The sequence below is a fragment of the Mesorhizobium sp. W016 genome (genome assembly GCF_054719485.1).
In genome coordinates, this window is sequence record NZ_JBTTIF010000002.1 from 5,758,903 (window position 1) to 5,782,318 (window position 23,416).

General features: G+C 57.6%; 24 protein-coding genes. 11 read left to right on the forward strand and 13 right to left on the reverse strand.

Annotation, left to right across the window (positions count from 1 at the left end):
• Positions 1–25 precede the first annotated feature (25 nt).
• From ACYG9V_RS28260 to ACYG9V_RS28280, 5 genes are all read right to left on the reverse strand, one after another.
• On the reverse strand, positions 26–1,588 hold the full coding sequence (locus ACYG9V_RS28260; RefSeq protein WP_460222049.1) for an ABC transporter substrate-binding protein: 1,563 nt from the start codon (positions 1,586–1,588) through the stop codon (positions 26–28).
• A 130-nt stretch (positions 1,589–1,718) separates the two neighbouring features.
• Entirely contained in the window at positions 1,719–2,159 is a 441-nt protein-coding gene (locus tag ACYG9V_RS28265; protein WP_031197584.1) for a YqaA family protein, read from the reverse strand.
• A 9-nt stretch (positions 2,160–2,168) separates the two neighbouring features.
• Positions 2,169–3,491 carry an MFS transporter gene (locus tag ACYG9V_RS28270; RefSeq protein WP_023804776.1) on the reverse strand — a complete coding sequence of 441 codons (1,323 nt, stop codon included), beginning with the start codon at positions 3,489–3,491 and terminating at the stop codon, positions 2,169–2,171.
• A gap of 64 nt (positions 3,492–3,555) precedes the next feature.
• Positions 3,556–4,896: a cation diffusion facilitator family transporter gene (locus ACYG9V_RS28275; RefSeq protein ID WP_023713973.1), complete on the reverse strand. Its 1,341-nt coding sequence runs from the start codon at positions 4,894–4,896 to the stop codon at positions 3,556–3,558.
• 8 nt (positions 4,897–4,904) lie between these two features.
• The gene (locus ACYG9V_RS28280) at positions 4,905–5,186 is read right to left on the reverse strand and encodes a metal-sensing transcriptional repressor (protein ID WP_023669876.1); all 282 of its coding nucleotides are present in this window, start codon (positions 5,184–5,186) and stop codon (positions 4,905–4,907) included.
• Positions 5,187–5,290: 104 nt separating this feature from the next.
• Here ACYG9V_RS28280 and ACYG9V_RS28285 point away from each other — a divergent pair, with 104 nt between their 5' ends.
• From ACYG9V_RS28285 to ACYG9V_RS28295, 3 genes are read left to right on the forward strand one after another with little or no spacing between them, the layout of a single operon-like run.
• Positions 5,291–5,680, forward strand: a complete 390-nt coding sequence (locus ACYG9V_RS28285) for a hypothetical protein (RefSeq protein WP_023696825.1) — start codon at positions 5,291–5,293, stop codon at positions 5,678–5,680.
• Positions 5,681–5,728: 48 nt separating this feature from the next.
• Positions 5,729–6,463, forward strand: coding sequence for a HupE/UreJ family protein (locus ACYG9V_RS28290; protein ID WP_023713974.1), 735 nt, complete (start codon positions 5,729–5,731; stop codon positions 6,461–6,463).
• 35 nt (positions 6,464–6,498) lie between these two features.
• Positions 6,499–7,146 (forward strand): hypothetical protein, encoded by a 648-nt coding sequence (locus ACYG9V_RS28295; RefSeq protein ID WP_023669873.1) that lies wholly within the window; start codon positions 6,499–6,501, stop codon positions 7,144–7,146.
• A gap of 210 nt (positions 7,147–7,356) precedes the next feature.
• On the opposite strand, the gene ACYG9V_RS28300 is transcribed toward ACYG9V_RS28295, so the two are convergent.
• The 5 genes from ACYG9V_RS28300 to ACYG9V_RS28320 all read right to left on the reverse strand — a co-directional run bounded on the left by ACYG9V_RS28300 (position 7,357) and on the right by ACYG9V_RS28320 (position 14,466).
• Entirely contained in the window at positions 7,357–7,758 is a 402-nt protein-coding gene (locus ACYG9V_RS28300) for an NAD/NADP octopine/nopaline dehydrogenase family protein (protein WP_460221628.1), read from the reverse strand.
• A 1,242-nt stretch (positions 7,759–9,000) separates the two neighbouring features.
• Positions 9,001–9,795, reverse strand: coding sequence for an aminoglycoside O-phosphotransferase APH(3')-IIa (locus ACYG9V_RS28305; protein ID WP_000572405.1), 795 nt, complete (start codon positions 9,793–9,795; stop codon positions 9,001–9,003).
• A 178-nt stretch (positions 9,796–9,973) separates the two neighbouring features.
• Entirely contained in the window at positions 9,974–11,395 is a 1,422-nt protein-coding gene (sacB, locus tag ACYG9V_RS28310; RefSeq protein WP_001022105.1) for a levansucrase, read from the reverse strand.
• A 19-nt stretch (positions 11,396–11,414) separates the two neighbouring features.
• A complete protein-coding gene (gene uidA / locus ACYG9V_RS28315; protein WP_257825605.1) occupies positions 11,415–13,226 on the reverse strand; it encodes a beta-glucuronidase in 1,812 nt (603 codons plus the stop codon).
• Between the two features lie 169 nt (positions 13,227–13,395).
• Positions 13,396–14,466, reverse strand: a complete 1,071-nt coding sequence (locus ACYG9V_RS28320) for an NAD/NADP octopine/nopaline dehydrogenase family protein (protein ID WP_031197587.1) — start codon at positions 14,464–14,466, stop codon at positions 13,396–13,398.
• 231 nt (positions 14,467–14,697) lie between these two features.
• On the opposite strand from ACYG9V_RS28320, the gene ACYG9V_RS28325 reads away from it, so the two are divergent.
• From ACYG9V_RS28325 to ACYG9V_RS28360, 8 genes are all read left to right on the forward strand, one after another.
• Positions 14,698–15,669, forward strand: a complete 972-nt coding sequence (locus tag ACYG9V_RS28325) for a LysR family transcriptional regulator (RefSeq protein WP_023669872.1) — start codon at positions 14,698–14,700, stop codon at positions 15,667–15,669.
• Positions 15,666–17,135 (forward strand): NAD(P)-binding domain-containing protein, encoded by a 1,470-nt coding sequence (locus ACYG9V_RS28330; protein ID WP_023804775.1) that lies wholly within the window; start codon positions 15,666–15,668, stop codon positions 17,133–17,135. The genes ACYG9V_RS28325 and ACYG9V_RS28330 overlap by 4 nt, the downstream gene beginning before the upstream one ends.
• Positions 17,132–17,614, forward strand: coding sequence for a CMD domain-containing protein (locus tag ACYG9V_RS28335; protein ID WP_023669870.1), 483 nt, complete (start codon positions 17,132–17,134; stop codon positions 17,612–17,614). Before ACYG9V_RS28330 ends, ACYG9V_RS28335 begins: the two co-directional genes overlap by 4 nt.
• Positions 17,611–18,174, forward strand: coding sequence for a peroxidase-related enzyme (locus ACYG9V_RS28340; RefSeq protein ID WP_023669869.1), 564 nt, complete (start codon positions 17,611–17,613; stop codon positions 18,172–18,174). The genes ACYG9V_RS28335 and ACYG9V_RS28340 overlap by 4 nt, the downstream gene beginning before the upstream one ends.
• A 57-nt stretch (positions 18,175–18,231) precedes the next feature.
• On the forward strand, positions 18,232–18,972 hold the full coding sequence (locus ACYG9V_RS28345; protein WP_023669868.1) for an amino acid ABC transporter ATP-binding protein: 741 nt from the start codon (positions 18,232–18,234) through the stop codon (positions 18,970–18,972).
• Positions 18,973–18,996: 24 nt separating this feature from the next.
• On the forward strand, positions 18,997–19,824 hold the full coding sequence (locus ACYG9V_RS28350; RefSeq protein ID WP_023669867.1) for a transporter substrate-binding domain-containing protein: 828 nt from the start codon (positions 18,997–18,999) through the stop codon (positions 19,822–19,824).
• 67 nt (positions 19,825–19,891) lie between these two features.
• Positions 19,892–20,608 carry an amino acid ABC transporter permease gene (locus ACYG9V_RS28355; protein ID WP_023669866.1) on the forward strand — a complete coding sequence of 239 codons (717 nt, stop codon included), beginning with the start codon at positions 19,892–19,894 and terminating at the stop codon, positions 20,606–20,608.
• Between the two features lie 17 nt (positions 20,609–20,625).
• Positions 20,626–21,318, forward strand: a complete 693-nt coding sequence (locus ACYG9V_RS28360; protein ID WP_023669865.1) for an amino acid ABC transporter permease — start codon at positions 20,626–20,628, stop codon at positions 21,316–21,318.
• A 277-nt stretch (positions 21,319–21,595) separates the two neighbouring features.
• On the opposite strand, the gene ACYG9V_RS28365 is transcribed toward ACYG9V_RS28360, so the two are convergent.
• The 3 genes from ACYG9V_RS28365 to ACYG9V_RS28375 are packed head-to-tail and all read right to left on the reverse strand — an operon-like array spanning position 21,596 to position 23,411.
• Positions 21,596–22,033: an oligopeptide/dipeptide ABC transporter ATP-binding protein gene (locus tag ACYG9V_RS28365; RefSeq protein ID WP_050592897.1), complete on the reverse strand. Its 438-nt coding sequence runs from the start codon at positions 22,031–22,033 to the stop codon at positions 21,596–21,598.
• Positions 22,030–22,479 (reverse strand): acyl-CoA thioesterase, encoded by a 450-nt coding sequence (locus ACYG9V_RS28370; RefSeq protein ID WP_023669863.1) that lies wholly within the window; start codon positions 22,477–22,479, stop codon positions 22,030–22,032. The genes ACYG9V_RS28365 and ACYG9V_RS28370 overlap by 4 nt, the downstream gene beginning before the upstream one ends.
• Positions 22,476–23,411, reverse strand: a complete 936-nt coding sequence (locus tag ACYG9V_RS28375; protein ID WP_023713977.1) for a beta-keto acid cleavage family enzyme — start codon at positions 23,409–23,411, stop codon at positions 22,476–22,478. The genes ACYG9V_RS28370 and ACYG9V_RS28375 overlap by 4 nt, the downstream gene beginning before the upstream one ends.
• Positions 23,412–23,416: the final 5 nt, after the last annotated feature.

The window sequence follows — 23,416 nt, forward strand, 5'->3', positions numbered from 1 at the left end:
AACTCCCCCAGGAGATTCGAGGCGTTCAGGCCTTCAGCGTGATCGCCTTGAACGGCAGGTCGTAGTCCGTCGCGGGAAGCGCGAAGTTCTCGACGCGAGGATTGTGCGCCCACAGCCGCTGGCTGACAACGAGCGGGCAGATCGCCCGGTTGTCGTGCAGCCAGTCGTAGAGCGCCTGCATCTTGGCTTCGCGTTCGTCGCCGCTCGCTTCGAGCGCGGCCTTGACCACGCCATCAAGCTCCGGGGAAACATAGATCTTGCCGTCCGGCCCGCTGTCGGCGGTGGATACGAACGCGTTGCCGAGCGTGCCGTGCGGATCATAGGGCGCGCCATAGGTGGTGAAGAAGGCAAGATCATATTCGAACGCCGGGCGACGGTCGTGCATGGTGGCGTTGTCGACTGACGAGACCTGAACCTGGAAGCCGACCTCGGACAGCTGACCCTGGATCATCTCGGCGATGCGGCGCGAACCCGGCAGCGATTCCTCCGATACGAGGAAATCGATCGCCAGCGGCGCGCCCTCCTTGCTCCAGGCGCCTCCGCTTTCGCTCCAACCGCCATCGGCAAGGATTTTCCTGGCCGCGGCGACGTCGCGTACCGGCACGTTATGCCGCTTGCCCGAGGAAGGCACGTTGGTCGGAAAGAGATCCGCCGCCGGATCTGCGTAGCCTTCGAACAACACCTTGGCGATCGCGGCGCGGTCGACCGAGACATAGATGGCCTCGCGCACGGCCTTGTCGGCCATCATCTTGGCCTTCGGCGAATAACCGAGCAGCATGGTTGCGGTGCCGGCCTCGGCCACCACTTTCATGCCGTCCTTTTCAAGCGCGCGGGCGCGGCGCGGCGACAGCGTCGCCACCCAGTCGCCGCCGATCACGTCGAGGTCGCCGGAACGCAGCGCGTTGGCGCGGGCGAGTTCGTCGGGAACCACCTTCAGTTCCATGCGAGCAAACAGTGGCTTCTCGCCCCAGTATTTGTCGTTGCGCACCAGCACGGTGCCGGAGGAATTGTAGCTTTCGACGATCCACGGTCCGGTGCCGACCGGAGCGGTCTGCTTGCCGCCGGCGTCGACCGCCTTCGGCGACAGGAAGCGCACCGGACGCACTATGGTGAGCTCCAGCAAGGCGGCGGGCACCGGACGCTTTAGCTTGATCGTCAACTTGCTGGGTCCATCGGTGACGATGCTGTCGAATGCGTCGGACACACCGATCCATGAGAAATCCGCGACGCCCAGCCAGCGTTTGAGATTCCATTCCGCGGCGGTCGAATCGAAGGGCGTGCCGTCACTGAAGGCAACACCTTCGCGCAGGTCGAAGGCGATCGAAAGCTGGTCGCCGGCGACAGCCCACTTGGTGGCGAGCCCGGGCTCGAGCGCGCCGTCCTGGCCATAGTGTATGAGGGCGTCGAACACGACCGTGTAGGAACTCAGCGTGGAGACGTTTTGCAGCAGGTCGAGATCGCCGGTTTCGGCGGCAATGGCGACCTTCAACGTTTCATGCCCCTCCGAGTACGCGGCGCGTGGAAACGCGGCAATGAAGGCCAGGCCGGCTGTGGAGGCCAGGAAATTGCGGCGGTCGAGAGTCATCATGTTAGTTCCCCTTTTTGTTTGATTGGCAACGATCATGTGCACGCTTGCTAATTTGTATAGACATAAGACATAAAGTCGGAAAACCGTTTGAGAGTTTTACCCCAGCGACCCACTTGGTCGCGGTTGCGGCCTACAGCCAGTTCAGCGCCGCCGCCGAGAGCGCGAGATAGCGGCCGGCTTTCGCCATCGTGACGATCGCAACGAAGCTCCAGAGCGGCTCGCGCAGAACACCGGCCATCATCGTCAGCGGATCGCCGATGACGGGAACCCAGCTCAGCAACAGGCTCCATCGTCCGCAACGGCGGTAGCGCGCCGCGGCGCGATCGAGCGCAGTGGGCTTGACCGGAAACCATTTGCGGTCGCGAAAGCGGTCGATGCAGCGGCCGAGCAGCCAGTTGACAACCGAACCAAGCACGTTGCCGATCGTCGCGACCAGGATCAGCGCCGCCGGTGACTGGCTTCCGGTCAGCAGCAGGCCGGCCAGCACCGCCTCTGACTGCAGCGGCAGAATTGTCGCTGCGGCGAACGCGGTGAGGAACAGCGCGCCGAAGGCACCAACATCTCCCAGCATTGGGGCCGCTCAGCTCGCTTTCGGCCATTTTGGGTGCCTATCGTTAACGACATAACCATGCGCATGCTCGAAGCCTGCTTCGGTCCAGACGGCGTCCTCGAGGTGCGAATGCCCGTCAGACAGATCGTCATGGGCGTGGCTGAGAACGTCGGGATCGTGACGCGGCCACAACCACATCGCGGCAAAGAGTGCCGCGGCGCCAATGACGCCAAGCAGGATAAAGGTGAAGGGCAGGCCCATCGCCGCGCCGACGAGTCCGGCGATCGGATAGGTGATGAGCCAGCAGGCGTGCGAAAGCGCGAATTGCGCGGCAAACAATGCCGGCCGGTCGACGGGATCGGCCGAGCGCTTGATCAGCCGCCCAGACGGGGTCTGCGCCAGCGAATAGCCGAGCCCGAGCACGAACCAGAGCGGCAAGAGCAGCTGATAGCTGATGGCAAACGGCCCTGCGAACAAGCCGGCAACCAGCAGGCCGGCGCCTGACAACATCGCAACCCGATCCGGGATGCCGTCCAGCAGCCGCGGCAGGACCAGCGCCGCGATCATCGAGCCGCCCCCGAAGGCGGCAAGGGCAAATGCCGTGTCGCTCTGGGAGAGGTCGAATTTTGCCTGCACCAGGACCACCGTGTTGACGATCACCATGGCGCTGGCCGCCGCGACGGCAAGATTAAGGGCCAGCAAACCGCGCAAACGCGGCGTCGTCAGATAGATGCGGATCCCGCCCGTCGTGCGTTCATAGATGCCGCGCGGCTCGGAGGGCTGCGGGCTGGGCAGCACCACGGAGACGACCAGCGCCGCTGACGCCAGGAACCCGACAACCGTGCCGGCGAACAGGCTATGGAAGCTTATGACCGAAAGCAGCGCCGCCGCGAGGAGGGGGCTGACGACGCTTTCCAGGTCGTAGGCCAGTCGCGAGAGCGACAAGGCCCGTGTGTAGTCCTTCTCTTCGGGCAGCACGTCAGGGATCGAAGCCTGGAAGGTCGGGGTGAAGCCGGCTGACGCCGACTGCAGGATGAAGATGAGAAGATATATCTGCCAGACTTCGGTGACGAAGGGCAGGAATACGGCAACCCCTGCCCTGATGAGGTCGAGCGAAACCAGCATGGTACGGCGTGGTAGGCGCTCGGCGAACGCGGCGGCAACGGGCGCCACGCCGACATAGGCGATCATCTTGATGGCAAGCGCCGTGCCGAGCACCGCGCCGGCATCGGCGCCGGCAAGGTCATAGGCAAGCAGCCCGAGCGCCACGGTGGCAAGGCCAGTGCCAATCAGGGCGATGACCTGGGCCAGGAAAAGATGGCGATAAGTGCGATTGGCAAGGACTTGCAGCATATGTCTGTCTTCTTGGAGGAGCGATGGGTCGTTGATCCGTGGCGATTGAATGGCGGGCCTGATCTCAGTGATGGTGGCCTTCCGGCTCGACCATTTTGAACGGCAGCACCTGCTCGCGACCCTTCGCGGCCAAGACCAGCCTCGCCTGGAACTCATGCGGCTCAGCAGGAGCCACGGTGCTCTCAAGGCGATGATGGTTGTCGGCGATGGGTTCGAGGCGAAGCGTCTCCGGCCCGCCAGGCCTATCGATGATCACCGTTGCCATCAGATCGTCGGCATGCCGGTCGATGGTCAGCCGCATCCGCTCGCCAGCCGGCGTGTCGACGATTTCCAATGTCCCGGCAGCCAGATCGCAGTCGACCTTGAAGGGCTCCGGCGCATGATGACCATGTGAGTGAGAGGGTTCCGTGCCCGTCGCGGCAGACCCGGCCGAACTCTCCAGACGAACATTCGCTTCAGCCAACGCCGGCAAGTGGGCGAACAGTTCCTCCTTGAGGGCTTCGGTGACGCCCATCACGTCCTTGGCCGTCGCCGCGTCGGCGACACTGATGGCGACGTCGGCATGCAGGCGATGGCCGATCCAGCGCGCCTGCACGCTTTGGACACGTTCGATACCGGACACATGCTCGGCGGCATGATGGATTTCATCGACGATGCCGGGCTCGACACCGTCGAGCATGCGCGTGAGGACTGCCTTCGAAGACTGCCAGACGATCGCGAAGATGGCCACCGTGATCAAGAGCCCGATGATCGGATCGGCCAGCGGAAACCCCAGCCATACGCCGATAGCACCCAGCACAACCGCCAGACTGGTAAAGCCGTCGGTGCGCGCATGGTAGCCGTCGGCGATCAGCGCCGCGCTGTTGATCTCGCGGCCGACCCGGATACGGAACACTGCAACGGCCTCGTTGCCTAAGAAACCTATAATGCCGGCTATGGCGACCCAGCCAAGAAATGCGATCGGCTGCGGATTGATCAACCGGTCGATCGCCTCGTAGCCGGCAACGATGGCGCTGAACAAGATGATGAGGACAATCAGAATGCCGGCCAGATCTTCGACGCGACCCAGCCCGTAGGTGAACGTCTTGCTCGGTTTGCGACGGGCCAGCATGAAGGCGACCCACAATGGGATGGCGGTGACCGCGTCGCCGACATTGTGGATCGTGTCGGCCAGCAGCGCCACGCTGCCGGAGAGGAACACAACCACCAACTGCAGCGCCGCCGTGATGGCCAGAACGACGAATGACCATTTAATCGCCCAGATGCCGCGCGTCGTCGTGGCGATCGTCGGGTCGATGACGCCATGCGTGTGGCCATGGCCGCCCTCGCCGTGATCATGTCCGTGGCCGCCCATGCCTTGCGTCATCGGGCCGAACCCGAACCAATCGCGAACTTTGTCCATCATGGCGCTTCTCACAGGTACTTGGTGATATCCTTGAACTCGTCGATCGAGCGGCGCTGCTCGAGCGCCAGCGGTCCGACGACGTCTTCAAGGCAGTGGTTGAGGTGGTCCTGGATCAGCGTCTTCTTGGCCTGGGCGATGGCCTTCTCCACGGCATGAAGTTGCTGGGCGATGTCGAGGCACGGTCGCCCGGCCTCGATCATCTCGACGATCCCGCGCAGATGGCCGTCGGCGCGCTTCAGCCGCTTGATGATGGCAGGATGGGTTTCGTGGACGTGGGGACGCTCATTCATGCCCTTGATGCTATCCCCCCCGAGAGGATATTCCAAGCCTCAAAGTGGCCTCGATTCTGGTGCATGCCACCATTCGTTAGGATTTTAGAGAATAATCGTTAAGCATGCCGAATTGGATCCCTAGCACAGCCTTTCGTCTCATCGTCGCGTTCGCGATGACTCTCGGCGTGCTGCTCTCCCCAGTGGGTAGTTCGGCCTCGCATAGCCCGATTGCGCTCGCTGCCGCCGAGGCAGCGCGTCACGCAGAGCTGACAGCACAGATCGGAAAACACGGCCACAGCCATGACGATGGCGAAGCCGATGAGCAGAGCTTTGGTCATACCCACGGCCACAATCCGGCCGACCACACCCATGAAACGGCGAGCACGCTTCCGGGCTTCGCGCAGCCAGCACCGCCGATAGGCCGGAGCTGGCTGGTTTACCCGCCTTCGTTTGCCGACCTAGAAATCCGTTTCCGGCTTGAGCGCCCTCCCAGGCAGATCGTCATCGCATGATCGCGGCCGCACGCGCGGCCATCCTCAACGACGACGATTGGAATTCTCATGCAAGGATCCTTCTACAAGGGTCCGCCACGCACGCCTTGCGCGCGCTGGCGGTTTGCCCTTCCTGTGCTCATTGCTCTCCTGACCCTCCCATTGCTTGGGTGGACTGCCCTCGCCCATGCCGTTGCCGAAGGCGACAAGGGCTATATCCAGGAGATCACGGGCATCAATCTGCTGCCCTTCATCTATCTCGGCGCCAAGCACATGGTGACGGGATACGACCACGTCCTGTTCCTGTTCGGCGTGATCTTCTTCCTCTACCGGATGAAGCACATTGGCATCTATGTGAGCCTGTTCGCGCTCGGCCATTCCACGACCATGCTGCTTGGCGTCTATTTCAACGTTGGCATCAACAGCTACATCATCGACGCGATCATCGGCCTGTCGGTCGTCTACAAGGCGCTCGACAATATGGGTGCCTTCCAGAGGTGGCTCGGCTTCCAGCCGAACACCAAGATCGCGACGCTGATCTTCGGCTTTTTCCACGGCTTCGGCCTGTCGACGAAGATCATCGAATACAACATCTCGCCCGACGGGCTCGTGCCCAACCTACTTGCCTTCAACGTCGGCGTTGAGGTCGGTCAGCTTCTGGCGCTCGCTGCTATCCTTATCGTCATGGGCTACTGGCGCCGGACCGACAGTTTCTGGCGCCACGCATACACCGCCAACACCATCATGATGACCGCCGGGTTTGTGCTGATCGGCTATCAACTCACCGGCTGGGTCGTCTCCTGAACCTCCAAGTAAAGATCAAAAAAAGGAATTCTCCCATGTACAACACAGACATCCCGACCCGCGCTGAACTGCCGACATCCATGCAGCTCCTCCGATCTACCCTCATCGCCATTGTCGCGGCAGCGGCCATCCTTGTGACCATCGTGCTGCCGGCCGAATACGCCATCGATCCCACCGGCGTTGGGCGAGCGCTCGAGCTCACCGAGATGGGCGAGATCAAGACACAACTCGCCGAAGAGGCCGAGCAAGACCGCCTTCGCGAATTGCAAAACGGCACGCCGACCGCAGTGCCAGGCCAAGATCAGCAGTCGAGTCTTCTGGAGCGCGTCTTCGCTGAACTGGTGATTGGTTCCGCCTCTGCCCAGGAACTGCGGACGGACGAAATGTCGGTCACCCTCAAGCCCGGCGAAGGAGCTGAGATCAAGCTCGTCATGGCCAAGGGCGCAAAGGCAAACTACTCTTGGACAGCCAATGGCGCGGCGGTGAACTTCGACACCCATGGTGACGGCGGCGGCGAAAACATCTCATACGAGAAGGGACGCGGTGCTGCAGAGGACGAGGGCGTACTTGAGGCAGCCTTTGACGGCAATCACGGTTGGTTCTGGCGCAACCGCACCGGTGCCGACGTCACCGTGACGCTGAAGACGAATGGCGCGTACACCGACATCAAACGCATGATGTGATCGATACGGCACGTCTTATCCGGCGCCGTTTGGCGCCGGGGGAGATCAAGCAGGTGAAATAGCCAACTCGGACCAACACAGTTTGATAATATCCAACCTGTGTTGGTCCCCTTCGGATGTCGTTGGTTAGAATCAGCTCGCAATGATGTAACAGGAGCGTCGCGCTAGCTTCCTCAAAGCGTAATCACGCCGCATTGGCCGCGAGCGCGCTCAAAACCCCTTGCGGCAAAGGGCTTCAAGATCCGTCTTTGTCATGTTCTCGATGCCGAGCCCAGGAAGAATATCATTATCTCCCTTGAGATCCCGGCCATAAGCCGCCGACAATATGGAAATTCCGGATTCATGGAGAACCGCCGGATTTCCGCTGATCTTCCCCAGGACTGCGGTTGGTAACAGGCCGAACGGAACGTCCTCGAGAATATAGCGGCTCTCGATAGTCGTCGGGCCAAAGCCGCCACGACCTTGGCGATCCATCTCCAGGTTCATTTCCGAAACGGTGCTCATGGGGACGTGGAACGACAATGAAAAATGTTCCTGGACGGTACGAACCGCGATACCGAAATTGCCAGCTATGGCCAATCGTTCGGCATCCAGAGCCTCGATGAAGCGAATCTAGACAATTCGCACGATATACAGGATTTTGCCAAAGGGTTCGTGTAGACTTTCCTTGGTGTATCCAACGGCGTCAGCCGGGCAGGATAGGTGAAGTAGGCCCACCCGCGAGCGGGTGTTCCTTCTTCACTGTCCCTTATTCGCACCTGGCGGTGCTCAACGGGAATCCTGCTCTGCGAGGCTGGCCGGCTACCGCCGGCGTAACAGATGAGGGCAAGCGGATGGAAGCTCTAGTCTGATTAAGCATTGGTAACTGTCAGACCAAGTTTACTCATATATACTTTAGATTGATTTAAAACTTCATTTTTAATTTAAAAGGATCTAGGTGAAGATCCTTTTTGATAATCTCATGACCAAAATCCCTTAACGTGAGTTTTCGTTCCACTGAGCGTCAGACCCCTTAATAAGATGATCTTCTTGAGATCGTTTTGGTCTGCGCGTAATCTCTTGCTCTGAAAACGAAAAAACCGCCTTGCAGGGCGGTTTTTCGAAGGTTCTCTGAGCTACCAACTCTTTGAACCGAGGTAACTGGCTTGGAGGAGCGCAGTCACCAAAACTTGTCCTTTCAGTTTAGCCTTAACCGGCGCATGACTTCAAGACTAACTCCTCTAAATCAATTACCAGTGGCTGCTGCCAGTGGTGCTTTTGCATGTCTTTCCGGGTTGGACTCAAGACGATAGTTACCGGATAAGGCGCAGCGGTCGGACTGAACGGGGGGTTCGTGCATACAGTCCAGCTTGGAGCGAACTGCCTACCCGGAACTGAGTGTCAGGCGTGGAATGAGACAAACGCGGCCATAACAGCGGAATGACACCGGTAAACCGAAAGGCAGGAACAGGAGAGCGCACGAGGGAGCCGCCAGGGGGAAACGCCTGGTATCTTTATAGTCCTGTCGGGTTTCGCCACCACTGATTTGAGCGTCAGATTTCGTGATGCTTGTCAGGGGGGCGGAGCCTATGGAAAAACGGCTTTGCCGCGGCCCTCTCACTTCCCTGTTAAGTATCTTCCTGGCATCTTCCAGGAAATCTCCGCCCCGTTCGTAAGCCATTTCCGCTCGCCGCAGTCGAACGACCGAGCGTAGCGAGTCAGTGAGCGAGGAAGCGGAATATATCCTGTATCACATATTCTGCTGACGCACCGGTGCAGCCTTTTTTCTCCTGCCACATGAAGCACTTCACTGACACCCTCATCAGTGCCAACATAGTAAGCCAGTATACACTCCGCTAGCGCTGAGGTACCGGGTCAGAAGAACTCGTCAAGAAGGCGATAGAAGGCGATGCGCTGCGAATCGGGAGCGGCGATACCGTAAAGCACGAGGAAGCGGTCAGCCCATTCGCCGCCAAGCTCTTCAGCAATATCACGGGTAGCCAACGCTATGTCCTGATAGCGGTCCGCCACACCCAGCCGGCCACAGTCGATGAATCCAGAAAAGCGGCCATTTTCCACCATGATATTCGGCAAGCAGGCATCGCCATGGGTCACGACGAGATCCTCGCCGTCGGGCATGCGCGCCTTGAGCCTGGCGAACAGTTCGGCTGGCGCGAGCCCCTGATGCTCTTCGTCCAGATCATCCTGATCGACAAGACCGGCTTCCATCCGAGTACGTGCTCGCTCGATGCGATGTTTCGCTTGGTGGTCGAATGGGCAGGTAGCCGGATCAAGCGTATGCAGCCGCCGCATTGCATCAGCCATGATGGATACTTTCTCGGCAGGAGCAAGGTGAGATGACAGGAGATCCTGCCCCGGCACTTCGCCCAATAGCAGCCAGTCCCTTCCCGCTTCAGTGACAACGTCGAGCACAGCTGCGCAAGGAACGCCCGTCGTGGCCAGCCACGATAGCCGCGCTGCCTCGTCCTGCAGTTCATTCAGGGCACCGGACAGGTCGGTCTTGACAAAAAGAACCGGGCGCCCCTGCGCTGACAGCCGGAACACGGCGGCATCAGAGCAGCCGATTGTCTGTTGTGCCCAGTCATAGCCGAATAGCCTCTCCACCCAAGCGGCCGGAGAACCTGCGTGCAATCCATCTTGTTCAATCATGCGAAACGATCCTCATCCTGTCTCTTGATCAGATCTTGATCCCCTGCGCCATCAGATCCTTGGCGGCAAGAAAGCCATCCAGTTTACTTTGCAGGGCTTCCCAACCTTACCAGAGGGCGCCCCAGCTGGCAATTCCGGTTCGCTTGCTGTGGATCCATCGGCATTTTCTTTTGCGTTTTTATTTGTTAACTGTTAATTGTCCTTGTTCAAGGATGCTGTCTTTGACAACAGATGTTTTCTTGCCTTTGATGTTCAGCAGGAAGCTTGGCGCAAACGTTGATTGTTTGTCTGCGTAGAATCCTCTGTTTGTCATATAGCTTGTAATCACGACATTGTTTCCTTTCGCTTGAGGTACAGCGAAGTGTGAGTAAGTAAAGGTTACATCGTTAGGATCAAGATCCATTTTTAACACAAGGCCAGTTTTGTTCAGCGGCTTGTATGGGCCAGTTAAAGAATTAGAAACATAACCAAGCATGTAAATATCGTTAGACGTAATGCCGTCAATCGTCATTTTTGATCCGCGGGAGTCAGTGAACAGGTACCATTTGCCGTTCATTTTAAAGACGTTCGCGCGTTCAATTTCATCTGTTACTGTGTTAGATGCAATCAGCGGTTTCATCACTTTTTTCAGTGTGTAATCATCGTTTAGCTCAATCATACCGAGAGCGCCGTTTGCTAACTCAGCCGTGCGTTTTTTATCGCTTTGCAGAAGTTTTTGACTTTCTTGACGGAAGAATGATGTGCTTTTGCCATAGTATGCTTTGTTAAATAAAGATTCTTCGCCTTGGTAGCCATCTTCAGTTCCAGTGTTTGCTTCAAATACTAAGTATTTGTGGCCTTTATCTTCTACGTAGTGAGGATCTCTCAGCGTATGGTTGTCGCCTGAGCTGTAGTTGCCTTCATCGATGAACTGCTGTACATTTTGATACGTTTTTCCGTCACCGTCAAAGATTGATTTATAATCCTCTACACCGTTGATGTTCAAAGAGCTGTCTGATGCTGATACGTTAACTTGTGCAGTTGTCAGTGTTTGTTTGCCGTAATGTTTACCGGAGAAATCAGTGTAGAATAAACGGATTTTTCCGTCAGATGTAAATGTGGCTGAACCTGACCATTCTTGTGTTTGGTCTTTTAGGATAGAATCATTTGCATCGAATTTGTCGCTGTCTTTAAAGACGCGGCCAGCGTTTTTCCAGCTGTCAATAGAAGTTTCGCCGACTTTTTGATAGAACATGTAAATCGATGTGTCATCCGCATTTTTAGGATCTCCGGCTAATGCAAAGACGATGTGGTAGCCGTGATAGTTTGCGACAGTGCCGTCAGCGTTTTGTAATGGCCAGCTGTCCCAAACGTCCAGGCCTTTTGCAGAAGAGATATTTTTAATTGTGGACGAATCGAATTCAGGAACTTGATATTTTTCATTTTTTTGCTGTTCAGGGATTTGCAGCATATCATGGCGTGTAATATGGGAAATGCCGTATGTTTCCTTATATGGCTTTTGGTTCGTTTCTTTCGCAAACGCTTGAGTTGCGCCTCCTGCCAGCAGTGCGGTAGTAAAGGTTAATACTGTTGCTTGTTTTGCAAACTTTTTGATGTTCATCGTTCATGTCTCCTTGAGCTCATTGTTTGCCTCCCTGCTGCGGTTTTTCACCGAAGTTCATGCCAGTCCAGCGTTTTTGCAGCAGAAAAGCCGCCGACTTCGGTTTGCGGTCGCGAGTGAAGATCCCTTTCTTGTTACCGCCAACGCGCAATATGCCTTGCGAGGTCGCAAAATCGGCGAAATTCCATACCTGTTCACCGACGACGGCGCTGACGCGATCAAAGACGCGGTGATACATATCCAGCCATGCACACTGATACTCTTCACTCCACATGTCGGTGTACATTGAGTGCAGCCCGGCTAACGTATCCACGCCGTATTCGGTGATGATAATCGGCTGATGCAGTTTCTCCTGCCAGGCCAGAAGTTCTTTTTCCAGTACCTTCTCTGCCGTTTCCAAATCGCCGCTTTGGACATACCATCCGTAATAACGGTTCAGGCACAGCACATCAAAGAGATCGCTGATGGTATCGGTGTGAGCGTCGCAGAACATTACATTGACGCAGGTGATCGGACGCGTCGGGTCGAGTTTACGCGTTGCTTCCGCCAGTGGCGCGAAATATTCCCGTGCACCTTGCGGACGGGTATCCGGTTCGTTGGCAATACTCCACATCACCACGCTTGGGTGGTTTTTGTCACGCGCTATCAGCTCTTTAATCGCCTGTAAGTGCGCTTGCTGAGTTTCCCCGTTGACTGCCTCTTCGCTGTACAGTTCTTTCGGCTTGTTGCCCGCTTCGAAACCAATGCCTAAAGAGAGGTTAAAGCCGACAGCAGCAGTTTCATCAATCACCACGATGCCATGTTCATCTGCCCAGTCGAGCATCTCTTCAGCGTAAGGGTAATGCGAGGTACGGTAGGAGTTGGCCCCAATCCAGTCCATTAATGCGTGGTCGTGCACCATCAGCACGTTATCGAATCCTTTGCCACGCAAGTCCGCATCTTCATGACGACCAAAGCCAGTAAAGTAGAACGGTTTGTGGTTAATCAGGAACTGTTCGCCCTTCACTGCCACTGACCGGATGCCGACGCGAAGCGGGTAGATATCACACTCTGTCTGGCTTTTGGCTGTGACGCACAGTTCATAGAGATAACCTTCACCCGGTTGCCAGAGGTGCGGATTCACCACTTGCAAAGTCCCGCTAGTGCCTTGTCCAGTTGCAACCACCTGTTGATCCGCATCACGCAGTTCAACGCTGACATCACCATTGGCCACCACCTGCCAGTCAACAGACGCGTGGTTACAGTCTTGCGCGACATGCGTCACCACGGTGATATCGTCCACCCAGGTGTTCGGCGTGGTGTAGAGCATTACGCTGCGATGGATTCCGGCATAGTTAAAGAAATCATGGAAGTAAGACTGCTTTTTCTTGCCGTTTTCGTCGGTAATCACCATTCCCGGCGGGATAGTCTGCCAGTTCAGTTCGTTGTTCACACAAACGGTGATACGTACACTTTTCCCGGCAATAACATACGGCGTGACATCGGCTTCAAATGGCGTATAGCCGCCCTGATGCTCCATCACTTCCTGATTATTGACCCACACTTTGCCGTAATGAGTGACCGCATCGAAACGCAGCACGATACGCTGGCCTGCCCAACCTTTCGGTATAAAGACTTCGCGCTGATACCAGACGTTGCCCGCATAATTACGAATATCTGCATCGGCGAACTGATCGTTAAAACTGCCTGGCACAGCAATTGCCCGGCTTTCTTGTAACGCGCTTTCCCACCAACGCTGATCAATTCCACAGTTTTCGCGATCCAGACTGAATGCCCACAGGCCGTCGAGTTTTTTGATTTCACGGGTTGGGGTTTCTACAGGACGGACCATGGTTATACCTCCTTCTTAAAGTGTCCACATCATATAGAAGTTATCCGCTCACAAGTCAAGTAAGTCGACCTTCGGATGTCGTTGGTTAGAATCAGCTCGCAATGATGTAACAGGAGCGTCGCGCTAGCTTCCTCAAAGCGTAATCACGCCGCATTGGCCGCGAGCGCGCTCAAAACCCCTTGCGGCAAAGGGCTTCAAGATCCGTCTTTGTCATGTTCTCGATGCCGAGCCCAGGAAGAATATCATTATCTCCCTTGAGATCCCGGCCATAAGCCGCCGACAATATGGAAATTCCGGATTCATGGAGAACCGCCGGATTTCCGCTGATCTTCCCCAGGACTGCGGTTGGTAACAGGCCGAACGGAACGTCCTCGAGAATATAGCGGCTCTCGATAGTCGTCGGGCCAAAGCCGCCACGACCTTGGCGATCCATCTCCAGGTTCATTTCCGAAACGGTGCTCATGGGGACGTGGAACGACAATGAAAAATGTTCCTGGACGGTACGAACCGCGATACCGAAATTGCCAGCTATGGCCAATCGTTCGGCATCCAGAGCCTCGATGAAGCGACCAACGGCAGGAGTGACATTTCCCCCCTGGCTCCATCGCTCGGCCCTCTCCATTCGTGTGAGATTGAGAAGGGCAATTCCCAGATGGTTCTGCGGATTGAGGTTGCTGAGCGCAATTGCCAGCAGACCATCGCGCTTGACGAAACGATCGCCGAACAAGGCCGTGCAAAGCTTGTACCCTTGATCGAGCGCATCGAAAGGCAGCGTCGCAACATCAAGCTTCTGGCGAATGGAAGTGACCTGGACTTCTGTTGGTCCGAGCTGGCGGCCGGTCAAGAGCGTTGTGCCCCAAACGACGATCGGCAACCTGACCTTGCGCTCGGCTAACCGCTTGGAGAGATACAGCGCGCCGAACGAACTGTGCGAACTGACGATGACAGGAATACCATCTGCCAGGTGAGGGACCGCGGCATCCATCACCATCTTGTGGCCGTAAGCGGGAAGCGCGATCACCACCACATCCGCGTGATCGATGGCATCTTTACAATCATTGGCAATACGCACCGGCACCGTCGCCTCGATATCCCCCGTCGCCTTCAATAATTCGCCAGTCGCCAACGTTCTGGTGCGGTCTCCCGACGGTGACCAAAGTGTTGGCGTATGTCCCGATTGTGCCAAATAGGCCGCAAGGCCATAGGCAATTGCTCCAGCGCCCAGAATACTCACGCGCATAACATTCCTCCTGTCGCCGGCTTTATGGTTCGAGAATCCTTGCCGTCCCCGCCTACAAGTTTTTTCATCGGGAGGATCCGAATTGAAGTCACGTCGGTTGCCATCAGCCGTTTCGATCAGGACTCCGGCTCTGAGCCGGCAAACGCCGCAACGACTATTAGTTTCCGCTTGACATATATCAAAAATGAATGAGACGATGTCAATCATACGAATTACGCATGTAGGGAGAACATGGAAACCCGGGACCTTCAGACCTTCCTTGCGGTTGCTGCCAGCGGCAGCATCACCAAGGCGGCTGACATGCTCGGGCGTTCCCAACCTTCGGTGACACGCACCATTCAGGAGCTCGAGGCCGAACTTGGCTTCGAATTGCTGCATCGGATCGGTCGACGGGTGCAGCTGTCTGAAGAGGGTGTCGCATTCGAGGAGGAAGCGCGGCGATTGTTGATGTCTTTCACCGAACTTGCAGCGCGGGCCAAGATGATCGCCGCCGGCCGTGGGCGGATCCTGCAGATTGTCACAACCTCCGCGATCGGCACCGGCTTGATCCCGGCGGCCCTGGCCGAGCTCAAGGGTGTCGAGCTTCCGCACGAGACGCATCTCGGGCAGTTTCTTCCCTCGATCGTCGCCCAGGAAGTGCGCAGCGGACGTGCCGAGATCGGGTTTTCAAGCCTGCCGCTCGATACGCCCGGTCTGGATGTCCTACGGCTCTATTCGGCGCCTGATGTTGCTGCCGTGCGGGAGGACGATGCGCTGGCTGAACTTGATGTCATACCGCTTTCGGCTTTTGCGGGTCGTCGCGTGGCTACGTTGCTCAATCCGCTGCGGTTTCAGTTGCATGTCGCCAAGGCACTCGCTGCCCGGGGCATCGACACCGGCCCGGTGATCCGGACCAATACTGCCTACGGCGCGTTGCAGATCGTGCGCCATACTGGTGTCGCGGCCGTCATCGATCCCCTCACGGCCTATGGCGTCGCCCTGCCTGGGGTCGTCATTCGCCCGATCGATGTAACCGTTCTCTTTTATTGGGGCGTTGTGGCTGCCTCAAAACGTCCCCTTCGCCCAGTCGCGCAGGCGCTGATGGATGCGGTCGAAGCGGTGGCTGAACGGTCGATCGTCGGTTTCAAGAAGCTCGATCCAGCTTTGGCCAGCCAATTGGTGAACGATCCCGCGTCGGGCACAAATAACGGAACTGGAATATGAAGCATACTCCCACCCCGGCAGCATCGACGGGCCTTGCCGCGTTGGAAGCCCAGCTTGCGCAGGATCTCGACTTTGTCGAGCTGCCCGCCAAGCCCTGGGTCCCCACACGCATGCATGAGGGCGCCCCGGTCCGTGATGTCGTGGTCATTGGCGCTGGCATGTGCGGACTTGCTGCCACGGCAAAGCTGGTGCTGGCAGGGATCACCAATGTCGTCGCCTATGATGCGGCGCCGGCTGGGCTCGAAGGACCGTGGATAACGTTTGCCCGCATGCAAACACTCCGGTCGCCGAAGACCCTGCACGGTCCGTCGCTCGGCTTGCCGCAATTGACGTTCCGCGCCTGGTTCACGGCGCAATGGGGCGTCGACGCCTGGCGGTCGCTGGACAAAATCCCCAAGGGCCAGTGGATGGATTACCTGGTCTGGTACCGCAAGGTTCTTGCTCTGCCTGTGCGCAACGGCGTGCGCATGACCGGCGTCGCACCGGTTGGTGATCTGATTGCGATCGATATCGAAGGCGCGGAATCCGGCCGGGTTCTCACCCGTCATCTCGTTCTGGCCACCGGCCGCTCTGGTCTGGGCGGTTTTGCCGTGCCCGATTTCCTCAGGGGCATCGATCGCGCTTATTGGGCCCATTCTGCGGACGAGATCGATTTCGACGCGCTGCAAGGTAAGCGTGTGGCGGTCATCGGCGCCGGTGCCTCGTCCATGGACAATGCCGCAACCGCACTCGAGGCGGGCGCCGGATCTGTGGACATGTTGATCCGGCGCAAGGAAATGCCGCGCATCAACAAGCTGACCGGAATCGGCAGTCCGGGTATTGTACTCGGCATGCATCAATTGCCCGATGCCTGGAAGTGGAAGTTCTTCGACTACACCGCCTCAACCCAGACGCCGCCGCCGCGTTCATCGACGCTTCGCGTTTCTCGCCACCCCAATGCCCGGTTCTTTCTCGACTGCGGCATCGTCGCGGTCACGGAAGATGCGGGAGGCCTGCTTATCGAAACCACCCAGGGGCTGATGCGCTACGACTTCCTGATCGCGGCAACCGGCTTTTCAAACGACTTCAACGGCCGCCCGGAATTTGCAGCCATCGCGCCACATATCCGCACCTGGTCGGATGGCCGATATACACCGGACATGGGGCCGGCGCGTGCAGGCATGTCCGATGCACCGGACCTAGGTCCCGCCTTCGAGTTTCGTGAGCGCGTCCCCGGCTCCTGCCCGATGCTGTCGCATATCCACTGCTTCAACGACGCCGCCATGCTGACGCACGGCAAGGTCTCCGGTGATATCCCAGCCGTCAGCGCGGGTGCCGACCGTTTGGTCCGCGGCATTGCCGCATCGCTGTTTGCCGAAGATGTCGAAACCCACTTCGCCAACCTGATCGCTTACGACACGCCCGAACTTCTGGGCGACGAATGGGTCGATTCAACACCCTTGTTGGAGAAGGAGGCCGCGCTGTGATCGACGCAATGGACAAGGCCGCCGGTCTATCACCGCACGATGCGCTTTTCAGCGCGCGTCGGTTTCGGCCTGAATTCGTGCTGGGGGCCGAGGAATGTCGCCTCTCCGTCCTGCAGCCAGCAAACGACCAAGGGCTTGCGCCTAATTTGCGGGTTGCTCTGGCCCGTCGCATGGCCGCTCTGAATGCCGATCCGGTCCTGATGGCCGAATTTGATGTGCAGCTGGCTCAGCTCGATCCGACTGAGCAGCTTCTGGCCTTAGCCCAGGGGGAAACGGATTTGGAAGAGCCATTGGCGACCATCGCACGTCATGTGGACCTGATTACGCTGACACCGAAAAAGGCGGAAGCGGGCCACATCGCCCTGCTCGCCCAAGCTGGATTGAACAATCCTCAGATCGTCGCCCTTTCCGAGCTCATCGCCTTCGTCAATTTCCAGACGCGGGTGGCAACCGGCCTGCGATTGTTGAGGACGGCATGATTTCCGCGGTGCGCCTGAAGCCATTGAATTGGCATCCGTACATAGCGCCGGTCGAGCTATCCGAGGCCACGCCGGAACAGCTTGAAGCGATGAAGGTCACGCCATCAGCCAAGAAAGTTTCGGAATATGTGCGCACCCTTGCGCATGACCCTGAGAGCTACCTTGCCCGCACCATCTTGTTCAACGCCATCATGTATGTCGAAGGCGGGCTTGCCCGCCCTGACCGCGAGCTTGGTGCATTAGGTGCGTCCATCGTCAATGGCTGCAAATTCTGCGCCGTTGTTCACGCCCGCAGGCATGCAGAGCTGACCAAGAACGACGAAGTGGTCACCGCGCTCTATCTCGATAAACCTGAAGCGCTCGGCCCACGCGATGCGGCAATCTACAGTTTTGCCCGCCGCCTGTCGGCGGCCCCGTCGGAAGCGACGGCAGACGATATCGCCGCGCTTCGATCAGTCGGCATGGACGACCGCGAGATTATCGACCTGATCCACGCCATATCGATCTTCGGCTGGGCAAACCGGCTGATGCACGTTCTCGGCCATGCGGAGAGCGGGTGATGATGTCGCATGCGGTCGAAGCAGTCCGTCTCACACTTTCCGAAGGGACAACCAGCAATGCTTGAACTCAAAGATGTAAAGCTGTCTTACGGAAGCACGCAGGTTCTGAACGGCGTCAATCTCTCGGTAAAGCGGGGTGACGTGGTTTCGATCATCGGCCCCAGCGGCACCGGCAAGACCACGTTGCTGAAATGCATCAACTACCTGGCCAAGCCGTCGTCAGGAACCATCGCGTTCGATCAGATCCGGATGGATTACCAGCGTGCCGACAAGGTCGCTGTCCAGGCGATCCGGTTGCGAACGGCGATGGTCTTTCAACAATTCAACGTCTTCAAGAACATGACGGTCCTGCAGAACGTGATGGATCCACTGGTCGTCGTGCAGCGCAAGTCCGCGGACGAGGCGCGGGAGATCGCCTTGCGGGAGCTCGAGCGGGTCGGCCTCACCCCGAAGCGAGACAGCTATCCCTCCCAACTGTCGGGCGGCCAGCTCCAGCGCACCGGCATTGCGCGCGCCCTGGCAGTTCGTCCCGACGTGATACTCTTCGATGAGCCTACGTCATCGCTGGATCCAGAACTCGTCGGTGAAGTCCTGAAGGTGATCAAGGACGTCACCTCGTCAGGGATCACTTCGCTGCTTGTGACCCACGAGATGCAATTCGCAAGGAACATCTCCAACCGGATCGTCTTCATGGACCGTGGCGTGGTCGCCGCCGATGGCAGCCCGGCTGATATCTTCGACGCGCCTTCCAGCCCACGACTTGCTCAATTCCTGCAGTCAGAACTCGCTTTTCAATAATCCAACAACAAGGGAACCTAAGAAATGTCTGTAATCACATCCCGCTTTTCCCGTCGTCATGCCCTGGCTGTCGTCGGCGGCATCGCAATAGCCCTTGCAACCGCAGGAGTCAGTTATGGTCAGACCGTTCGGACAATCAAGATCGCGACGTCTGCCGAATCCAAGCCGCTGGCATGGGGCGCGATCGGCGTCGAGCCGCAAGGCTATGAGCCCGATCTCCTGAGGGCGATCAACGCAAAGCTGCCGCAATACAAGTTCGAGATGGAAGGTGTCTCTGACATCGCGCAGGAAACTGGCCTCGCCACGGGCAAGTACGACATCGCGGTGGGTGGCTACTACAAGTCGCCCGAGCGCTCCAAGCAGTTCTTCATTCCGGAAAATCCCATGGGCGCCAGCCTGATGAAGATCTACAGCAAGAAAGACAGCGGCATCAAGGAAATGAAAGACCTGGTCGGCAAGAGGATCGTTCCGACCACGGCCGGCGGTGGAACCTACAAGTTCATCATGAACTGGCAGAAAGAAAACCCGCAATACAAGCTCGATGTCACGGCATCGAGTGCAGGCATTCCCTACCCGAACCGGCTGGACGAAGTTCAGAACGGCAAGTTCGACGCTCTCGTCTTGCCGTCCAATCTCGGTGAGCAGACCGTCATCGAGCAAAAGAAACTCGATATCGTGGCGTCCGAACCAGTGTTCAGCAACAACACCTACATGCTGATCCACAGATCAGACGAGAACAAGGTTCTGGCTGACGATGTGAACAAGGTTCTCAAGGAATTGAAAGACGACGGCACGATCGAGAAGCTCTCGCAGAAGTGGTTCGGCGAGGGCATCGTCCAGTACATGAAATAGCACGGCCGTTGAGGGCCATATTCGCTAGTCAGCGGCAAGGCTGAATTGCAAGAAGGAGCGTTTCAAAGTGGATGTATCTGCTATGATTCCCGAGTTGCTAACGGCACTGCCGCTGACGCTCGCCATCACGTTTACGGCCCTCATTTCCGGGTTCTGTCTGGCTCTCATCGCGACAACACTCCGTGTTCGCAGGGTGCCACTGATCAGTCACCTGGTGGACCTCTACGTGTCCTATGCCCGGAGCGTTCCTGTCGTCCTGCAGCTGTTCGTCGCGTTTTATGGGCTTCCGCTGTTGGTGATCCTGTTCGGCGCCAAAGATTTTATTTCGCCGACGATGGCTGCCATGGTGGGGTTGAGCCTCTACCATGGAGGATATCTGTCGGAAGTCATGCGGCCTGCATATCTTGCCGTCGATCGCGGCCAGCACGATGCGGCCGATAGCCTTGGATATACGTTCCGGCAGAAAATTACTCGCGTCGTCGGCCCGCAAGGGGTGCACTTCGCACTACCGGGCTACGGGAACTCCGTCATCTACCTGATCCATAACGTTGCGCTGGTCATGTACATCGGCGCCGCCGACGTCATGGCGACTGCGCATTTGATCATGGAGCGCGACTACAACCAGTTCCAGTTCGAAACCTACCTCGTCCTGGCGGTCATCTATTCGCTGATGTGCCTGGTCGCATGGCTCATCGTGCGCTTCTTCGAGCTTCGATCACCGATGCAAGCGCCAGAGGCAACGACAACAACTCAGATCAAGAACGAGCTCCTCGCGAGCGTCTGACGTAAGGGTATTCAACCATGTTTGATACCGATATTTTGCTCCAGGACACGCAGGAAATTCTGAGTGCCGTACCCGTGACCGTTGGAATGGCACTCTTGATTTTCGTCCTGTCGACGATAGTCGGCAGCATATTCGCGCTGATCGAATACAGACGGGTGCCGGTTCTGCGAGAGCTCATCATGACTTACAAGATCGTCTTCAAGGGCGTTCCAATGGTCATCGTGATTTTCCTCGCCTATTTCGGTCTGCCGCCCGCATTCCAGTTCCTGTTCTCGTTGCTCGGGATCAACTTCAACGCTCACGAAACCCCCAATTGGGTCATTCTTGTCGTTGCGATTACCGGCTGTGTCGCCGCGTTCCAATCCGAGATTATCAAGGGAGCCCTGAATGCATTCGACACCGGTCAGTCGGACGCGGCCCATTCGCTCGGCTATACGGGCGGCCAACTGTTTCGACGTATCCTGTTTCCCCAGGTGGCCCTCACGGCAATTCCCGACCTGACGACTTCGATGATGGTCATCATGAAGGCGCTTTCTCTCGGATTCGCCATCGAGGTCGTCGATATCTTCGCCCAGTCCCAGCTGACCGCCGCCCTGAACTACTACTACCTCGAAGCCTTCGTGATTGCCGTCGTGATCTACATGGTGATTGCCTATATCGTCACACAGATTGCCGACAGGCTGGAGCAGGCGTTGAGGGTGCGGACGTGAGGCGAATGTGGGATAGAATCGTCAAGCTTCGGATATCGAGCCGCACCTGGGAGGCAATTCTTTCGGGGATGAAAAGCTTGAGGAGAAACCCAAGTAGCCGATGCATGTACCGCTGAATGCCGACTGAAGCACCGATCGCGCCGACGCAACGTTGCGACTGTGCCGACCAGAGGAATCCGGTCTCCGGCTACTGGCATGGAGATCCCCAAGCCGTATTCGGCGCCGCGAGTACGCATCAATATTGGAGAACCTGGGCCTCTCCGTCTCCCACGCCGGTTTATCCGACTTGTCTCACGTCGTATTCCTGCAGGATACCCGCTTTGATCCGACCAGCGAAATGACAACTTGCGAGATTCGATTCCGACAAGCTGTTGACCGGAGGCGATGTCTCACAAACACTTTGCACGGCAGGGCAGCGCGTACGAAAACGGCATCCGGTCGGCGGATTCACAGGGCTTGGCACATCTCCCTTTAGAATGATCCGCTGACGTTCGCGCTCCTCAACTGGATTTGTCGACGGGACCGCGCTGAGCAGCGCCTGTGTATACGGATGTGCGGGCTGGCTATAGAGCGCGCCGCTCTCACCTTCTTCCATGACGCGGCCGAGATACATCACGTAGACGCGCTGTGCGGCCTGGCGAACGATGGCCAGATCGTGCGCAATGAGAAGACATGACATTCCGAAATCATCGCGCAGCTTCAGAAACAGGTTCATGATCTGCGCTCTGACCACGCATGCGCATCGGCTTCACCCCTCGGGAGATTTGCGCTCGCTTGTCGGGCCTTGCCTTCGATCTCGATCTTGCTCCGCGCTTGAAGATCGAAGCGCACCGTTACGGTGCGCATGCGTGCATGCAGCACATCGTCCAGCGTGCCGCGCATTTCATGCAGATAGGTCAGAGACGACTTCCCAACCTTTTCGACAACCGAGCGAATGGTGACCAAGGTTCCAACCGCGGTTTCGTGCGCATAGTCGATCTCCATCCTGACGTCCGCCCAGCCGAGAGTCGGCGTTAGATTGGGAGCGGCAATCCTGCCCAGCAGTTGAAAGCTGGCATCATCGAACATGGCGACGTAGTGACGAACGTTGAGATGGCCCATCGCGTCGCACATCCAAGGGTGCACGACGCCGACATAGGTTTCAATGCCGGGCGCGGTCAAAACCCGACCTCGTTGCCACCCTTGAGATCCAGCAGCTGCCGCGCCTCTTCGGGCGTCGCTATTTCAAGCGAGAGTTCGCCAAGGATTCGCTTGATCTTGGCGACCTGCTCGGCATTGCTCTTGGCAAGCGCGCCCTTGCCGACATAGAGACTGTCTTCCAGCCCAACCCGCACATTGCCGCCCATGATCGCTCCCATCGTGCAAAGGTTCATCTGATGCTTGCCGGCTGCAAGGATCGACCAGAGATAGTCGTCTCCGAACAGTCGCTCCGCCGTCCTGCGCATATGCATCATGTCTTCGGGGTCAGAGCCAATTCCACCTAGAAGTCCGAAGATCGTCTGGACGAAAAGCGGTGGCTTCAGCAGCTTGCGGTCGAGAAAGTGCGCCAGCGTGTAGAGGTGACTGACATCATAGCACTCGAACTCGAACTTCGTCCCATAGGCCTGGCCGACCTCGACGATGATGCGCTCGATCTGCTGGAACGTGTTGGAGACGATGCCGTTCTTGGTGTCCTCGAGATAAGGCTTTTCCCAGTCGAACTTCCATTCGGTGTATTTTGGCGCGATGTGGTGCAAGGCAAAATTCATCGACCCCATGTTGAGCGAGCAGAGTTCGGGCTTGGCGGCATGAGCGGCTTCGAGACGTTCGTCGAGCGTCATCTTGAGGCCGCCGCCGGTAGAAATGTTCATCACCGCGTTGGTTTGCTGCTTGATGCGCGGCAGGAAGTCCATGAAGAGCTTGGGATCGGGGGTCGGTTTGCCCGTCTCGGGGTCGCGGGCATGCAGATGGATCACCGAGGCGCCAGCTTCGGCTGCGCCGACGGCGGCATCGACGATCTCTGACGGCGTTATGGGCAGATGCGGGCTCATCGTCGGCGTGTGGATCGAGCCGGTGACCGCACAGGTGATGACGACTTTCGGCGATTTCTTCATGGTTA

Bases quoted from the DNA above. Each gene is read 5' to 3' on its own strand.
- ACYG9V_RS28290 (WP_023713974.1), top strand. From the start codon at position 5,729: ATGCAAGGATCCTTCTACAAGGGTCCGCCACGCACGCCTTGCGCGCGC.
- ACYG9V_RS28270 (WP_023804776.1), bottom strand. From the start codon at position 3,491: ATGCTGCAAGTCCTTGCCAATCGCACTTATCGCCATCTTTTCCTGGCC.
- ACYG9V_RS28365 (WP_050592897.1), bottom strand. From the start codon at position 22,033: ATGAACCTGTTTCTGAAGCTGCGCGATGATTTCGGAATGTCATGTCTT.
- ACYG9V_RS28340 (WP_023669869.1), top strand. From the start codon at position 17,611: ATGATTTCCGCGGTGCGCCTGAAGCCATTGAATTGGCATCCGTACATA.
- ACYG9V_RS28275 (WP_023713973.1), bottom strand. From the start codon at position 4,896: ATGATGGACAAAGTTCGCGATTGGTTCGGGTTCGGCCCGATGACGCAA.
- ACYG9V_RS28320 (WP_031197587.1), bottom strand. From the start codon at position 14,466: ATGCGCGTGAGTATTCTGGGCGCTGGAGCAATTGCCTATGGCCTTGCG.
- ACYG9V_RS28345 (WP_023669868.1), top strand. From the start codon at position 18,232: ATGCTTGAACTCAAAGATGTAAAGCTGTCTTACGGAAGCACGCAGGTT.
- sacB (WP_001022105.1), bottom strand. From the start codon at position 11,395: ATGAACATCAAAAAGTTTGCAAAACAAGCAACAGTATTAACCTTTACT.
- ACYG9V_RS28350 (WP_023669867.1), top strand. From the start codon at position 18,997: ATGTCTGTAATCACATCCCGCTTTTCCCGTCGTCATGCCCTGGCTGTC.
- ACYG9V_RS28295 (WP_023669873.1), top strand. From the start codon at position 6,499: ATGTACAACACAGACATCCCGACCCGCGCTGAACTGCCGACATCCATG.
- ACYG9V_RS28265 (WP_031197584.1), bottom strand. From the start codon at position 2,159: ATGCTGGGAGATGTTGGTGCCTTCGGCGCGCTGTTCCTCACCGCGTTC.
- ACYG9V_RS28360 (WP_023669865.1), top strand. From the start codon at position 20,626: ATGTTTGATACCGATATTTTGCTCCAGGACACGCAGGAAATTCTGAGT.
- uidA (WP_257825605.1), bottom strand. From the start codon at position 13,226: ATGGTCCGTCCTGTAGAAACCCCAACCCGTGAAATCAAAAAACTCGAC.
- ACYG9V_RS28375 (WP_023713977.1), bottom strand. From the start codon at position 23,411: ATGAAGAAATCGCCGAAAGTCGTCATCACCTGTGCGGTCACCGGCTCG.
- ACYG9V_RS28280 (WP_023669876.1), bottom strand. From the start codon at position 5,186: ATGAATGAGCGTCCCCACGTCCACGAAACCCATCCTGCCATCATCAAG.
- ACYG9V_RS28260 (WP_460222049.1), bottom strand. From the start codon at position 1,588: ATGATGACTCTCGACCGCCGCAATTTCCTGGCCTCCACAGCCGGCCTG.
- ACYG9V_RS28330 (WP_023804775.1), top strand. From the start codon at position 15,666: ATGAAGCATACTCCCACCCCGGCAGCATCGACGGGCCTTGCCGCGTTG.
- ACYG9V_RS28325 (WP_023669872.1), top strand. From the start codon at position 14,698: ATGGAAACCCGGGACCTTCAGACCTTCCTTGCGGTTGCTGCCAGCGGC.
- ACYG9V_RS28305 (WP_000572405.1), bottom strand. From the start codon at position 9,795: ATGATTGAACAAGATGGATTGCACGCAGGTTCTCCGGCCGCTTGGGTG.
- ACYG9V_RS28285 (WP_023696825.1), top strand. From the start codon at position 5,291: ATGCCGAATTGGATCCCTAGCACAGCCTTTCGTCTCATCGTCGCGTTC.